Genomic DNA, 14,994 nt, shown 5'->3' with positions numbered 1-14,994 from the left:
GGAGGGGAGGACATGGGGACTATGGAACGCTACTCGAAGGTGGGCATGCAGGAGCTGGACCAGCGCCTGTCGAAGATCGTCGAAGCGGCGCGCAAGAAGCCGGTGTCGGTCTATCGCTACGGTGCGCCGTGGGTCTGGATCGTGTCCCAGGAAGACTGGCAGGGCGCCTTGAAGGAGGTCTCCAGCTACATCCCTCCCGGTCATTCGCTGGTGCTGTTGCGGCCGCAGATCGATGACCTGCTCGACGAGCACCGCGAGGTTCTGCTGGCAGCCGCTGCCGACGCGAAGATGCTGATCGCCCCGCAAACGGTCATGCACATTCTCCTGCTGCAACTGCTGTATTCCGTGCCCGGTGAGCAGCAACTCTACGAGCAGCTCAACTACAACCTGCTGTTCCGCTGGTTCGTCGGCCTGGACCTGAACCAGAAGGTCTGGAACTTCAACGTCCTGAGCAAGGACATCGCCACGCTGCTGGACAACCCGCGGGCCGTGCTGCTGATCCAGAAAATCGTCGGTGAACTGTTCTGCGGCGCCTTGCTGCAGATGCCGGAGTTCTCCCTGAACTTCGCCCTGCTGCACACCTGGCTGGCACGGCATCCGGCGGTCGCGATCACCAACAACTGAACAAACGCCAGGGGCGCCAGCCCCGGCCATGAAGCCCCGGCAGCGCGGGGCCATTTCTTGAATCAAGGGGGCGGTGTGGAGCATCTGTTCTTCAAAGAGACGGCGCGACCGGCAGGGGCACGACGTGCCTGGCCGGTCGGTGCGGGCCTGGTCCTGGCCCTGCTGGCCGGACCACTGGCTGCCGAGGAGGCACCGGTGGCCCGTCTGGTGGACGTCAACGAATATGTCGTGCGCGGCAACACCGTACTGCAGGCCCGGGACATCGAGGAAGCGGTCTATCCGTTCCTCGGTCCGCAGAAGGCCCTGACCGATATCGAAGGCGCCCGTGATGCCCTGCAGAAGGTCTACCAGGCCAAGGGGTACCAGTCGGTGTTCGTCGAACTGCCCGAGCAAAAGGTCGAGGGCGGCATCGTCTTCCTGCAGGTCAGCGAAACCAAGGTTGGCCGGGTGCGCGTGGTGGGCGCCAAACACTATTCGCCGGTGGAAATTCGTGAGGACGTGCCGGCGCTGAAAGAGGGTGAGGTACCGGATTTCGCCAAGGTGCAGAGCGAGCTGGCGGCGCTCAACAAGGGCGCCGGTCGCCAGGTCATGCCGCTGGTGCGCGAAGGCCAACGGCCCGGGACCATGGACGTTGACCTGCAGGTCGAGGACCAGAACCCCTGGCACGCCAGTCTTGGGCTGAACAACGACTACAGTGCCGACACCAAGGAGCTGCGTGCAGTCGCCTCCCTGGGTTACGACAACCTCTGGCAACTGGGGCACAGCGTCTCGCTGACCTACTTCACCGCCCCCGAGGACCAGAGCAACGCCAAGGTCTGGTCCGGCTCCTACAGCGCACCGCTGACCGAACGCTGGACCCTGCAGTTCTCCGGCTACCAGTCCGACAGCAACGTCGCCACCATCGGCGGCAGCAACATGCTCGGCAAGGGCCACTCCTATGGCGTCTCGGGCATCTACACCTTGCCTTCCAGTGGTGCCTGGGCCAACTCGTTCTCCATCGGCGTGGACTTCAAGGATTTCGAGGAAGAGCTGAAGTTCGGCAACAGCAGTGACCAGATCCCGCTCAAGTACGCGCCGCTGACCTTTGGCTACAACGGCTACCGCTATACCGAAAGCTCGCAGCTCGGCCTGGGGCTGAACCTGGTGGCAGCGACCCGCAGCTTCTTTGGCTATGGCAGCGACGCCGACGAGTTCGACTACAAGCGCTATCGCGCCAGCCCCAGCTTCACCGTGCTCAAGGGCGACCTGAATTACACCTACACCTTCAGCAGCGACTGGCAGTCGGCGTCCAAGGCGTCTTTCCAACTGGCGTCCGGCCCCCTGGTTTCCAACGAACAATTCTCCGCCGGTGGCGCGACCTCGGTCCGCGGCTATCTGGCGGCCGAGCGCTCGGGCGACAGCGGCATGCTGTTTTCCCAGGAACTGCGCACGCCCTCGCTGGCCAGGTTTGTCGGCAGCTACGTCAAGGAGTGGCGTTTCTATGCCTTCGCCGAAGGCGCGCGCCTGACCCTGGAAAAAGCCCTGCCCGAGCAGGAGGACGAATACAGCCTGGCCAGTGTCGGCCTGGGGACACGCGCCAGCCTGAGCAAATGGCTGTCCGGCAGCCTGGATTGGGGCTACCCGCTGCTCGACGGCCCGAACACCCAGAAATACGACTCACGCCTGCACTTCAGTGTGCAGGCGACTTTCTGACCCTTTACTGACGGAGAACCACCGCATGTCACGCTTAATCGTGTCCCTGTTGATCTGCCTGGGCTTCGTGCTCCCGGCCACTGCCCAGGCCTGGTGGCAGGACGACTGGCATTACCGCAAGCAGATCACCGTCGACACCACGCCCCAGGGCGCGGCCATCAACGAGGCCCTGGGCCGCACCAGCCTGCTGGTGCGCCTGCACACCGGCAACTTCACGTTCGACGGGGTCAAGGAAGACGGCTCGGACCTGCGCTTCATCGCGGCCGACGACAAGACCGTGCTCAACTACCAGATCGAAAGCTTCGACCCGCTGATGGGCATGGCGCTGATCTGGGTCGATGTGCCCAAGGTCGAAGGCGGCCAGCGCCAGGACATCTGGATGTACTACGGCAACCAGAAGGCACCCGCCACCAGCAATGGGCAACTGGCCTTCGAGCCGAACTACACGGCGGTCTATCACTTCGATGGGGCTCCGGGGACACCGGCCAAGGATGCCACGGCCTTCTCCAACAACGCGCAGAACGCCACCGGCAGCCGCATCGACGGTGTGATCGGCGGGGCCCTGCAGTTCAACGGACAGCCGCTGATGTTGCCGGCCAGCCCGTCGCTGCAATACACCGCCGGGGGTGCCTTCACCCTGAGCGCCTGGGTGCGTCTGGACCAGGCTTCGGGTGATCAACTGCTGATGGCTCGTCGTGAAGGGGGTCATGCCTTTCTGCTCGGTGTCAGCCAGGGCACGCCGTTCGTCGAGGTCAACGGTCAGCGCGCCGTCTCGACCCAGCCGCTCAATCCCGGCCAGTGGCAGCACCTGGCGCTGACCGCCCAGGGCAGCAAGGTCTCGGTGTTCGTCAACGGTCGTGAAACCGCCAGCCTGGCCCAGGAAGTGGCGGCCTTCAATTCGCCGATCGCCATGGGCGGTGATGTACCGGCCGCCGACCCGTCTGCGGCGCCGAGCACCTTCGCGGCCTTCAATGGCGCCATCGATGAGCTGCGCCTGTCCAAGGTCGTGCGGCCGGCCGCTGCATTGCTGGCCGATGCCACGGCGCAAGGCGCCGAGTCGAAGCTGGTCGCCTATGGCGCCGATGAGGAACAATCCGGGTTCGGCTTCGGCAGCCTGGGCTTCCTGCTCAAGTCGGTGCCGGCGGACGCCTGGGTGATCATCGCCATCCTGGTGCTGATGATGCTGCAGTCGTGGGTCATCATGATCCGCAAGAACCGCGCCCTGAGCCGCGTCAGCCGTGCCAACGAGGCCTTCCGCGAGCAGTTCGCCCAGGTCGGCACACGCCTGGAAATGTTCGCCGACGACCAGGACCTGGCCCGTCGCCTGGAGCATTCCTCGCTGTGGCGCCTGTACCTGGTCGCGGTCAAGGAGATCCGTACCCGTCGCGCCCAGGGCGCCGACACCTCATCGGTATCGGCCGCCACCATCGAGGCCATCCGCTGCTCCATGGACGGCGTGCGTACCCGGGAGAACCAGCAACTGGGCGCGAAGCTCTCGACCCTCTCCAACGCCATCGCCGGCGGCCCGTACATCGGCCTGCTCGGTACGGTGCTGGGGATCATGGTGGTGTTCCTCGGCACGGCCATGGCCGGCGACGTCAACATCAACGCCATTGCCCCGGGCATGGCCGCGGCTTTGCTGGCGACCGCCATGGGCCTGTTCGTCGCGATTCCGGCGCTGTTCGGCTACAACCGCCTGATTACCCGCAACAAGGAAGTCAGCGCCGACATGCGGGTGTTCGTCGACGAGTTCATCACCCGTCTGGCGGAGATGCACGGCGAGGGACAGAGCCATGACGCCAATCGTGCCCGACACGCCCAGGCCGGCCAGCATGCCGTCGACCTGCTTTCGGTCTAAGGGGAGGGAACTGCCATGGCTTCCGTAAACGCCTCCCACGACGACGATGAAGACGCCGCCGTCGACAGCATCAACATCACGCCCCTGGTGGACGTGCTGATGGTGGTGCTGGTGATGTTCATCCTCACCGCCACGGCCCAGGTCTCGGGGATCCAGATCCATTTGCCCAAGGCCAGTGCCTCGGTGTCGCTGTCCGAGGCCAAGACCAAGGCCATCTCGGTCAACGACGGTGGCCAGGTATTCCTCGACGCCTATCCGGTGACCCTGCCGGAGCTGGAGGAACGCCTGCGCATCGAGAAGGCGCAGAACCCGGACTTTCCGATCATCGTGCGCGGTGACGCCACCGTGCAGTACCAGAAAGTGATCGAAGTGCTCGACCTGCTGCGGCGCCTGGAGCTGTCGCAGGTCGGGCTGGTCACCGGCAAACCGAGCCAGGGCTGACCATGACCGCCAAATTACCGATCAGCCCCGAGCCCGTGAAAACGTCGCCGTTGCGCCTGCTGAAGTGGGGCGCCGGGTTGCTGCTGGGGGCCGCCGCCGCCTGGTTCCTGTGGCAGTGGGCACATGACATGAGTGGGGTCCGACGCGAGGCGCCGAAGGTGCCGATGATCGTCCCGTTGCCGCCTCCGCCACCCCCGCCGCCTCCTGAGCCGGAAAAGCCCAAGGAACCGGATCCACCGGTGGAAGAGAAGGTGCCTGAGCCGACGCCCGAGCCGGAAGAGGTCAAGCCCCAGGAAGAGGCGCCGCCGTCGCCGGCGGACGACCTGGCCAACCCGATGCAGATCGACGGCGACGCCCAGGCCGGCAACGACGGGTTCAACGTCGGTGCGGGCAAGGGCAGTGGCATGGCGGGCTCCGGCGGGGCGGGTTGGGGACGGGGACCTACAAGCAGTACCTGGCCGTGACCCTGCAACGCCTACTGCGCGACGACCCGGATTTGCGCCGGCTGGCGTTCTCGGTACAGGTCGATTTCTGGCTCTCGGCGGACGGCGATGTACTCAAGGTGGCCATGGTCAAGGGGACCGGCGAGCCGAAGGTTGACGAGCGGATTATCGCGTCCCTGCAGAACGCACCGCGTTTCAAGGAGCGCACACCGGCTTCATTGACGTTGCCCATTCGCGTATCGCTCAAGGGCCGACGCCCGGACTGATCGAACACTTTCACGCTTTTCAACAGGAGTTGTGTGCAAATGATTTCCAACGTGAATCGATTGACCCTGGCGGTCGGCATGGTCATCGCGACCCTGGTCGGCCAGGCGGTGGCGGCACAGCCCGCCGCGCCTTCGGAGAACGCCACGATCAATCTGATCCGCCTGCTGGTGCAGCAGGGCGTGCTCAAGCAGGAACAGGCCGATGGCTTGATCGCCCAGGCCGAAAAGGAAGCGGTACAGGCACGCCAGGCCAATGCCGTGGCGGCCGCCGCACCTGCGGCAGCACCGGGAGAGGTGCGGGTACAGTACGTGCCGGCGATCGTTCGCGATCAGATTCGTGACCAGGTCAAGGCCGAGGTCATGGCGACCGCCAAGCAGGAAAACTGGGCACAGCCCAACACGTTCCCGGACTGGGTATCGCGTATCACCTTTGACGGTGACCTGCGCGTGAGGGACGAGTCGCGTTACTTTTCCGGCGGCAACAGCAACAACCTGGTCGACTATGCGAAGATCAACAGCGGTTCGCCTTATGATGTGAACCGGTTCTCCAACACCCAGTTTCCGCCGCTGCTCAACAGCCGTGAGGATCGCGAGAACCTGTTCCGCCTGCGCGCCCGTCTGGGCATGAAAGCGGTACTGGCGCCGGAGTGGATGGCCGGCGTGCGCATCGGCACCGGCTCCGACAACAACCCGGTCTCGACCACCCAGACCCTGGGGGGCGGCTTCGCCAAGAAGAGCATCTGGCTCGACCAGGGCTACATCAGCTGGAAACCCTCCGATCGCCTGACCGTGACTGGCGGGCGTTTTGCCAACCCGTTCTACTCCACCGACATGATGTATTCGCCGGACCTGAACTTCGACGGGGTGGCGGCGGTGTTCAACCAGAAGCTCAACAGCGAATGGGGGCTGTTCGGCACCCTCGGCGCATTCCCGGTCGAGTACACCTCGGACTCGGAAACCAGCAACGGTGTCGACAAGGCCGACAGCCAGAACAAATGGCTGATCGGTGGGCAGATCGGCGCCAACTGGAAGATCAACGCCGACAACAGCCTCAAGGGCTCGGCGGCCTACTACAGCTTCAACGATATCGAAGGCAAGCGTTCCAGCCCCTGCAAACCTTGGGAAGGGCAGCCCGGCTGCGACACCGACGGTACGCGCCTGGCGTTCATGCAGCATGGCAACAGCGTATTCCTGTTGCGCAATATCACGCCGAACCCGACCAACCCGAACCTGACGCCGCAGCCCCAATACCTGGGCCTGGCCTCGGAGTTCAACGTACTGGACCTGAACCTGGCCTGGGACACGCAACTGCCTGAAGACTTCAAGCTGCGCAGCCAGGCCAACTTCATTCATAACCTGGCTTACGACAAGGGCGAGATGCTCAAACGCTCCGAAGGCCAGATCGTCAACAACATCAACAGCAATGGCGAGTTCGAAAGTGGTGGCAGTGCGCTGATGATGCAATTCACCCTCGGCAATGCCCTGGAACTGAAGAAGAAGGGCGACTGGAACCTCTACGCCGGCTACAAGTACATCCAGCCGGATGCCTTGCCGGACGGTTTCAACGACTCCTCCTTCCACCTGGGCGGCACCAACGCCAAGGGTTACTTCATCGGCGGCAACTACAGCCTGGACAAGAACATCGTCGCCTCGGCCCGCTGGTTGAGTGCCGAGGAAGTCTATGGCGATCCGTTCCAGGTCGATGTCTTCCAACTTGAGCTGAACACGCGCTTCTAAGCACGAAGGAGAACTCCCATGAACAGGCGAATCCCGGCAGCGTTGTGCCTGCTGACCGTTGGTCTCTTCACTGCCCACGGCGCCAGCGCCGAAGGCATGGAGGAGCGCCTGCGGACCCAGTTGCGCAGCACCACCCAGCAGTTGCAGGCGTTGCAGAGCGAGCAGGCCCAGGCCAGCGCGGCACGGATTGCCGCCGAGAACCAGGCCAAGGCCGCCCAGGCGCAGATCAAGCAACTGACCGCCGAGCTGGCCAAGGCCAAGGGCCTCAGCGAGCAACTGGCCGGTCAGCAGCAGGCCCTGCAGAGCCAGGCGCAGGCTTTCTCGGTGGCGGCCAACGAGCAGTTGGGCAAGTACAAGAAAGCCTATGACGAGTTGCTGGTGATGGCCAAGACCAAGGAGGCCGAACGCGCCAAGTTGCAGGGACAGTTGGCCGAGCGTGACACACAAGTGCAGCAATGTTCAGCCAAGAATCAACAGATGTACGGGGTCGCCAAGGAGATCCTCGCCGCCTACGAGAAGATCGACGTGGCCGAGGTGATGAAGATCCGCCAGCCGTTCGCCGGCAGCGCCCGGGTCAAGTTCGAGGAAATGGCCCAGGCCTTTGGTGATGACCTCTACAAGAACCAGTTCGATGCGACCCACGCATCCCTGAATCCATGACACAAGGAAGAATATCCATGAGCGAACAACTGATCGAGCAAGTCACTCCCGACAGCCTGACCGAACTGCTGCAAGGCGCCGGCTACCGGGTCAACCACACCGACCAGAACGGTATCGTGCAACTGCTCAGCGCCAGCCAGGGCATTGGCTACGCCGTGCGCTTCGGCAATCCCTCGGTGCAGGAGGGCGGTTATGTCGACTTCACCTACAGCTGCGCCCTGCGCGTGCAGGGTGAGCTGCCGGTTGGCCTGGCCGAGTTGTGGAACGCTTCGCGGCGTTTCGCTCGGTTGTCGGTGCAGGGCGAGTTCCTGGTGATGGAAATGGACGTCGTGGTCGCCGCCGGTGTCAGCGTCAACTACCTGCGCGCCAACCTGGAACTGTGGGATCGCCTGCTGCAGGAGTTCATCGTCTACCTGCGTGAATACAGCCAGCAGGGCGCGCAGTTGCAGGCCCAGGCCACCGCCGCGCCGGTGGTGCAAGAGGAGGAGGCGACCCTGTGAAGAAAGGCAGCCTGCTGGCCGGCGCGGGTGCGCTGGCCGTGCTGGTCGGGGCCGTCGCCCTGGCCATGCGTCCGGGTAACGATCCGGTGGCGGCGGTGCAGCCGGCCCCGGCCGTCGTGCCACCCGCAGCGAGTGCTCCGGCGGTGGCCCGGCTGGGCAACCAGCAAGTGGCGCCGGAGGAACTGAAAGCACTGTTCGCAGCCATGCCAGCGGAGTCGCGCGAGCAATTGCGCACCAACCGCGGCGCCCTGGAGAGCTGGATCCGCACTCGCCTGGCGGAGAAGGCGGTGCTCGAACAGGCCGATGCCCAGGGCTGGCGCCAGCGTCCGGAAATCGAGCAGCAGACCCGGGCGGCCACTGAGCAGATCGTCTTCCGCAACTACCTGGCGTCGGTCAGCCAGGTACCGGCGGACTACCCGAATGCCGAGGAGCTGCAGCAGGCCTATGAAAGCGGCAAGTCGCAGTGGCAAACGCCGGCGCTGTATCGGGTCAGCCAGATCTTCCTGGCGGTGTCCGATCCGCAGTCCCTGGAAAGTGTGCGCAAACAGGCGGTGGAACTGAGCCGCAAGGCCCAGGTCGCGCCGGGTGAGTTCGCCGCGTTGGCGACCCAGTACTCCCAGGACCGCGAAACCGCCAAGCGAGGCGGGGATACCGGGTTGCAGCCGCTGCAGCAACTGGTGCCGGAAGTGCGTGGGGCGTTGTCGCGGCTGAAGGTCGGTCAGGTGGCGGATCCGGTGCAGAGCCCGGCGGGCTTCCACATCGTCAAGCTCACCGAGCTGCAGCCCTCGCGTACGGCCACTCTCGACGAGCTGCGCGACCGCTTGCGCGAAGCCTTGCGGGCCCAGCGTCAGCAGCAGATTGCCAAGGCCTATCTGGAGGGCATGCTGAACACCGCGACCTTGAGTATCGATGGCGCGGTCCTCAATCAGGTGCTGGAAGACAAGCACTGACGGGAAACTTGCCATTGGATGGTTGGGCGCCATGAGGCGCTGACAGGGAGTCTGAATGATGTCGTTGAATGAATCCGCCCAGCGCATGGGCGACGCGCAGTACCACGGCCCGGTCGAGACCCACGGGACCTGGTTGGCGCTGGCCGAACGGATCGAGCCGGAGATTGCCCAGTTCTTTCTCGCCAGTGCCCGCTGCGGCTGCTTCATGCAGGCGGCGCGCAGCCTGAATATCAAATCGACCCAGTTGCGCAAGCAACTGGCGTTGCTCGAAGACCAGCTCAATCGGCCATTGTTCGTCTACCAGGGCAGCGCCCTGACCCTGAGCCGCGAGGGGCAACACCTGCAGGCACAACTGCTGGCCCTGGCCAACGAGCGACGGCTGCCGGTCATGGAGCAGCCTTTGGTGAGGTTGGCGATTGCCGAGTCGATCCTGCACGACATCCTCGGCCGCGACCTGATCGCGCTGCTGCGTCGTAATGCCAGCGTGCGACTGGAGATCATCCCGGTGGACAGTGTGTTGTCATTGCAGGCGCTGAGCGCCGAAGTGGTGGTCTGGTTGTCGGACGGCGACTCGCCGTTGCCGGGGCCGAGCTTCGACATCACCACGCCACAACCCCTGGCGCGACTGGATTACCTGCCGCACATCGCCAAGCGCTACTCGCGGGTGGCGGTGCGCCCGGATTCGCTGGAGGACCTGGAAGACTACATGCTGGTGCAATGGCAGCAGGATCGCCAGATCGACGGCTTCCAGCCATGGAACCAGTTGCTGGAGCAGCGCCTGGCCGGTGTGGTGCAGGTGCATTCCTACGAGCTGATGCTGGAAATGATCCGCTGCGGCGCCTGCATCGGCCTGCTGCCACGCTACATCACTCGTTACGATCGCGGCCTGGCGGCATTGCCTGGGCTATTCGATGCTGGCATGCAGCGGCGTGCCTGGCTGGCCAGCCATCGTGCAGCCGAGGGGCGGGAAGAGGTGCAGATGCTTGTCGAGTTGATCCTGAACACCTTCCGGGAGCGGCGGGAGTGGTTTGAATAGGTATACACTGGGCGGCCTTGTCATTTTTCATGGATTAAAAAGACGATGCCCACCGACTCTCCCGCCATTGTCATCGAACGCTTTCGCGAAGCCCACATCGACGGCATCACTGCGCTCTACAACGAGCCGGCGGTCTGTCGCCAGGTCCTGCAGATGCCCTTCCAGTCCACCGAGGTGTGGCGTCAACGGCTGCTGCAGAACCAGGGCAACGAGCACCAGCTGTCGCTGGTGGCGCTGCATCAGGGAGTAGTGATCGGCAGTTGCTCGCTGGAGCAGTATGCGCGGGTGCGCCGCAGTCATGCCGGCAGTATCGGCATGGGCGTGGCGACGGCCTGGCAGGGCCAGGGTATCGGTTCGCAATTGCTGGCGGCGGTGCTGGAGGTGGCGGATAACTGGATGAACCTGCAGCGGGTCGAGTTGAGCGTCTATGTCGACAACAAGGCGGCCCAGGCCTTGTACCGCAAGTTCGGTTTCGAGGAGGAGGGGGTGATGCGCGCCTATGCGATTCGCGATGGGGTGCTGACCGATACGCTGAACATGGCGCGGCTTCGCCAGTAGCGCTCGGACTTGTGCTTTTTGTGGGAGCGGGCTTGCCCGCGAAAAGGGCACGGCGTTCGTTCAGGGAACGCGCGGTGTATTCTTCGCGGGCAAGCCCGCTCCCACAGGGTTGGCGCAAACTCCCTCCAGCTACCCAGCTACCTGTTTGAGGCTCAGAGGTCCTTGGCCGGCTGCGGCCAGCCACCGCCCAGCGCCTTGTAGAGCTGCACCAGATTGGTCGACACGCTGGTCGAGCTGTCGGCCAGTTCGCTCTGGTTGGCTATCAGCGCACGCTGTACGCCCAGCACGTTGATGAAGTCCACGGCACCTTCCCTGTAGCGCTGCCGGGCATTGGCCAGGGCGATCTGGTTCTGCTTCACCGCTTCTTCCAGGGCCGCATGATGGCGCTGTTCGGCGCTGTAGTCGGTCAAGGCATTGTCCACTTCATGCCAGGCACCGAGCACGGTGCGCTGGTAGTTCAACGCCGCTTCCTGCTGCTGGTGCTCGCGCAGTTCGAGGGTTCCGGTCAGGCGACCACCCTGGAAGATCGGCAGGTACAGGCTGGGGCCGAAGCTCCATTGCCGCGCGTCCCAACCCCCGATGTCCGAACCCTTCAGGGTCTGGAAGCCAAAGCCGCCACCGAGGCTGACCCGCGGGTAGAAATCGGCCTTGGCCACGCCGATGGCGGCGGTCGCACGGTGCAGCGCGGCTTCGGCCTGCTGGATGTCCGGGCGTCGTTGCGCCAGTTGCGAAGGCAGGCCGACCGGCACCCGGGGCGGCGGCAGGGGGATCGGCGCCGCTGGCAACAGCCGTGCGCCGAGACTGCCCGGCTGTTCGCCGAGCAGATAGCTCAGGGCGTTGACCAGGTGGGCCTGTTGCGCTTCGAGCAACGGCAGGCGGGCTTCGATATCGGCGACCTGGGCCGCCGCATTGGCGGTGTCCAGCTGGGTGGTGACGCCGTTGTCGTAGCGGGTCTGGGTCAGGTCGCGGCTTTGCCGGGCGATCTCGAGGTTCTGTCGGGCCACTTGCAGACGTGCCTGGGTGCCGCGCAGGCGCAGGTAGTCATTGGCGGTCTCCGCGGCGACGCTGAGCAGTACGCCGTCCCGTTGGGCGCGGCTCAGGTCGACCGCCGCATCGGCGCCTTCCAGGTCGCGCCGGACATGGCCCCACAGGTCGATCTCCCAGCTGGCATCGAGCCCCAGTCCCCACAGCTCGAAGGGCGACTTGCCGCTGTTGCCCGAAGAGTCCATCAGGCCGACGGCGCTGTTGCGCTTGCGCTGGTAACTGCCGTTGGCGGCAACGCTCGGCAACTCGTCGCCGCCAGCGACCTGGCGGGCAGCGCGGCTTTGCAGCAGGCGTTGATTGGCGGTGCGTACGTCGAAGTTGGCCTGGGCGGCACGCTCGACCAGTTCGCTGAGCAGTGGGTCGTTGAACTGCCGCCACCACTGGGCATCGATGGCCTGGGCCGCAGCGTGGCTGCGCACGTCCTGTGGTGCGTCGGTCCAGGCGTCGGGCAGGTGCGCGGCAGGCTTGGTGAAGTCCGGGCCGACGCTGCAGGCGCCGAGCCCGGCGAAGGCCAGCAGGCAAAGGTAACCGCGCATCTCAACGGCTCTCCTGGGTGATGACCCGGGCGATCACCGACATGCCGACGCGCAGTTCGTCCAGGCCCGGTTGGTCATGGTCGAAGACGATTTTCACCGGGATGCGCTGCACCACCTTGGTGAAATTGCCGGTGGCGTTGTCCGGTGCGATCGCGGAAAAGCTCAGGCCGGTGGCCGGCGCGAGGCTGTCGATATGGCCGGTGTAGGTGTGGTCGGGGAAGCTGTCGATCGTGATGTCGACGGCCTGGTTGGCATGCATGCGGGCCAGTTGGGTTTCACGGAAGTTGGCCACGACGTAGGCATCCCTGACCGGAACCACGGCCAGCACCGCCTTGCCCGGGGCGACATAGGCGCCGACGCGCACGCTGCGTTGACCCACCACGCCATCGTGGGGGGCGACGATTCGCGTGTAGGAGACGTTCAGGTCGGCCTTGATCAGCGTGGCGCGAGCCTGTTCGACCGCCGCGTGGGCCATCTCCAGGCGTGCCTTGAGCACTTCCTGATTCTTTTGCTGTTCCAGCTTGGCTGCTGCGTCATGGTCATGCACGGCTTGCCAGCGGGCCAGTTCGGCCTCGGACTTCTGCTGCTCTTCACGGGTGCCCGCGCCGGAACTCGAGAGGTTGCGATAACGCTGGGCGTTGGCCTGCGCGAATTTCAGCGAGGCCGCCGTGGAGCGCAGGGTGGCGTCGGCCTGGGTGATCAGCGTGGCCTGGCGTTCGAGTTCCGCGGCGAGGTTCTTCACCTGGGCCTGGGCGGCGTTGACTGCGGCGATGGCGGCAGCCTGTGCGGCCTGGTAATCGCGGGCATCGATTTCCAGCAGCAGTTGGCCGGCCTTGACCGGCTCGTTGTCGGTCACCGCGACCTTGCTCACCACGCCGGCGATCTGCGGTGCGATCAGCACCGAGTCGGCGGTGATGCGGGCGTCGTCGGTGCTCTGCGTACCGTCGTTGTGCAGCAGGTGATAGCCGCTGTAGGCCACGATCAGGAGCACGGCACCCCCGACCAGGCTGAGAGAGAGTTTGGGTTTCATGGCATTTTCGGCGCTTGGGGAGGGAAAGGACGGGTCGGCAGGGTCAACAGGAGAACCGCCAGGAGGGCGATCAACCCGATCATTGCCAGGAAGGCATCGCTGAAACTCAGGACAAAGGCCTGCTCGCGCAGGCGCGCGGCCATGCTGGCCAGCGGTTGCTCGTCGAACAGCGGAGCCAGCGCCTGCTGGCTGGAGGCCCACTGGTCGACCAGGGTGTTGGAGTGCAGGTGCTGGCGCGCGGTGATGAAGTTCTCCAGCAGGACCGCGCCGATCACCGACGACAGGCCACGCAGCGAGTTGACCATGGCCGAGGCAAAGGGGCCTTCGATGGGCTGGATCACGCCGGTGGCGATCATCAGCAGCGGTACCACGATCATTGGCTGGCCAAGGGTCTGCAGCAGTTGCAGCGGGTAGAAATCCTCACGGACCCAGGCGCTGGTCAGTTGCGTGCCACCGAGACAGGCCAGGGTCATCAGCAGCAGGCCGCAGGCGATCACGTAGCGCGAGTCGACCCAGTTGCGGTTGATCACGGTGGCGACCAGCGGTGCCAACAGCAGTTGCGGCAGGGCGATCAGCAGCGCCAGCGGCATGGTCTGCTCGGCGCGATAGCCCTGGATGTGCGCCAGGTAGTTGGCCGGCAGGGCGACGCCGGTCATCGAGACCATGACGAACAGCGCCAGGGTGGCGATGCCATAGGCGAAGTTGCGGCGCTCGAGCAGTTGCACCTTGAACAGTGGCAGCGGGTGGAACCACTCGTTGAGCAGAAACAGCGGCAGGCAGATGGCCGCACCGCCCAGCAGCAGGCAGATCAGCGGCGAGGCGAACCAGTCCAGGCGCTCGCCCTGCAGCAGACCGATCACCAGCATGGCCAGACCGCCGCAGCCGAGCAGGGCACCACGCCAGTCGGCCTGCTTGAAGCGCTCCAGGCGCAGCGGGTCCTGCGGGATACCGTAGGCGATGAAGGCGGTGGCCAGCAGGCAGCAAGGGGCGATCTGCCAGAACACCAGGCGCCAGTCGAGGTTTTCGGTCCAGGTGGCGGCCAGTGGCAGGGAGATGTTCGGGCCGAAGGTGGCGGTCAGTGCATAGGCCGACAGTCCGTAGAGCTTGTAGTGCCAGGGCAGGAAGCGCAGGGCCACGGTCATCAGCAGCGGTGGCAGGGCGCCGCCGGCCAGTCCCTGCAGCACGCGTAGCAGCAACAGGGCCTCGAGGTTCGGCGCCAGGGGGCAGAGCACGCCGAAAAAGCCGAAGGCCAGGGTCATGGCCATGGCGAAGCGCCGTAGCGAGAAGGTCACCGCCAGCCAGGGCGCGATCAGCATCGCCGAGACTTCCGCCGCTGCATACAATGCGCTGATCCAGGTGCCTTCGTCATGGCCGATGCCGAAGGCCCCCAGCACATCCGCCAGCGCCAGTTCGGTGACCCGGTCGTTGATGCCCGAGGTCAGCGCGGCGATCAGTACGCCGATCAGCCCGATGATCAGGCGACGGTCGAAGGGCACGGCCACGGGCGGCCCGGGTGGTGGGGACAGCATGCACGCAAATCCTGTAGGGGCGGTTGCGCGAAAACGTCACCGCAAGCAATATTTCGGTACACTGTATCAGTGAGCGGTACATAGGAGCAA

At 64.9% G+C, this 14,994-nt stretch carries 13 protein-coding genes and 1 pseudogene; 11 read left to right on the top strand and 3 right to left on the bottom strand.

Annotation, left to right across the window (positions count from 1 at the left end; genetic code table 11):
- The first annotated feature begins 21 nt into the window (after positions 1–21).
- The 11 genes and pseudogenes from HU752_RS17880 to HU752_RS17830 all read left to right on the top strand — a co-directional run bounded on the left by HU752_RS17880 (position 22) and on the right by HU752_RS17830 (position 10,765).
- The gene (locus tag HU752_RS17880; RefSeq protein ID WP_186684853.1) at positions 22–624 is read left to right on the top strand and encodes a transposase; all 603 of its coding nucleotides are present in this window, start codon (positions 22–24) and stop codon (positions 622–624) included.
- A gap of 75 nt (positions 625–699) precedes the next feature.
- Positions 700–2,316, top strand: a complete 1,617-nt coding sequence (locus HU752_RS17875; RefSeq protein WP_186684855.1) for a ShlB/FhaC/HecB family hemolysin secretion/activation protein — start codon at positions 700–702, stop codon at positions 2,314–2,316.
- Positions 2,317–2,341: 25 nt separating this feature from the next.
- Complete coding sequence (locus HU752_RS17870; RefSeq protein ID WP_186684856.1) at positions 2,342–4,174, top strand: DUF2341 domain-containing protein; 1,833 nt, start codon at positions 2,342–2,344, stop codon at positions 4,172–4,174.
- Positions 4,175–4,189: 15 nt separating this feature from the next.
- A complete protein-coding gene (locus HU752_RS17865) occupies positions 4,190–4,615 on the top strand; it encodes an ExbD/TolR family protein (RefSeq protein ID WP_017907004.1) in 426 nt (141 codons plus the stop codon).
- Between the two features lie 2 nt (positions 4,616–4,617).
- Positions 4,618–5,324 (top strand): annotated as a pseudogene (locus tag HU752_RS17860) (energy transducer TonB).
- 39 nt (positions 5,325–5,363) lie between these two features.
- Positions 5,364–7,061 carry a putative porin gene (locus HU752_RS17855; protein WP_186685917.1) on the top strand — a complete coding sequence of 566 codons (1,698 nt, stop codon included), beginning with the start codon at positions 5,364–5,366 and terminating at the stop codon, positions 7,059–7,061.
- A gap of 18 nt (positions 7,062–7,079) precedes the next feature.
- Positions 7,080–7,721: a DNA repair protein gene (locus HU752_RS17850; RefSeq protein WP_186685920.1), complete on the top strand. Its 642-nt coding sequence runs from the start codon at positions 7,080–7,082 to the stop codon at positions 7,719–7,721.
- Between the two features lie 17 nt (positions 7,722–7,738).
- Positions 7,739–8,221 (top strand): YbjN domain-containing protein, encoded by a 483-nt coding sequence (locus HU752_RS17845; RefSeq protein WP_186685923.1) that lies wholly within the window; start codon positions 7,739–7,741, stop codon positions 8,219–8,221.
- Entirely contained in the window at positions 8,218–9,171 is a 954-nt protein-coding gene (locus HU752_RS17840) for a peptidylprolyl isomerase (protein WP_186685926.1), read from the top strand. Before HU752_RS17845 ends, HU752_RS17840 begins: the two co-directional genes overlap by 4 nt.
- A 58-nt stretch (positions 9,172–9,229) precedes the next feature.
- The gene (locus HU752_RS17835; protein ID WP_186686151.1) at positions 9,230–10,207 is read left to right on the top strand and encodes a LysR substrate-binding domain-containing protein; all 978 of its coding nucleotides are present in this window, start codon (positions 9,230–9,232) and stop codon (positions 10,205–10,207) included.
- A 45-nt stretch (positions 10,208–10,252) separates the two neighbouring features.
- Complete coding sequence (locus HU752_RS17830) at positions 10,253–10,765, top strand: GNAT family N-acetyltransferase (protein WP_186685929.1); 513 nt, start codon at positions 10,253–10,255, stop codon at positions 10,763–10,765.
- A 152-nt stretch (positions 10,766–10,917) separates the two neighbouring features.
- Here the strand turns inward: HU752_RS17830 and HU752_RS17825 are convergent, their stop codons facing one another.
- Genes HU752_RS17825 through HU752_RS17815 form a run of 3 tightly spaced genes read right to left on the bottom strand, consistent with a single transcriptional unit; the run spans position 10,918 to position 14,904 of the window.
- A complete protein-coding gene (locus HU752_RS17825; protein WP_186685932.1) occupies positions 10,918–12,345 on the bottom strand; it encodes an efflux transporter outer membrane subunit in 1,428 nt (475 codons plus the stop codon).
- Position 12,346: 1 nt separating this feature from the next.
- Positions 12,347–13,375: an HlyD family secretion protein gene (locus tag HU752_RS17820; protein WP_186685935.1), complete on the bottom strand. Its 1,029-nt coding sequence runs from the start codon at positions 13,373–13,375 to the stop codon at positions 12,347–12,349.
- Positions 13,372–14,904 carry an MFS transporter gene (locus HU752_RS17815; protein ID WP_186685938.1) on the bottom strand — a complete coding sequence of 511 codons (1,533 nt, stop codon included), beginning with the start codon at positions 14,902–14,904 and terminating at the stop codon, positions 13,372–13,374. Before HU752_RS17815 ends, HU752_RS17820 begins: the two co-directional genes overlap by 4 nt.
- Positions 14,905–14,994: the final 90 nt, after the last annotated feature.

The sequence above is a fragment of the Pseudomonas vanderleydeniana genome, assembly GCF_014268755.2.
Classification (GTDB): domain Bacteria; phylum Pseudomonadota; class Gammaproteobacteria; order Pseudomonadales; family Pseudomonadaceae; genus Aquipseudomonas; species Aquipseudomonas vanderleydeniana.
The sequence above is the reverse complement of the archived record's forward strand: the minus strand, read 5'-3'. Positions and strand labels throughout refer to the sequence as shown.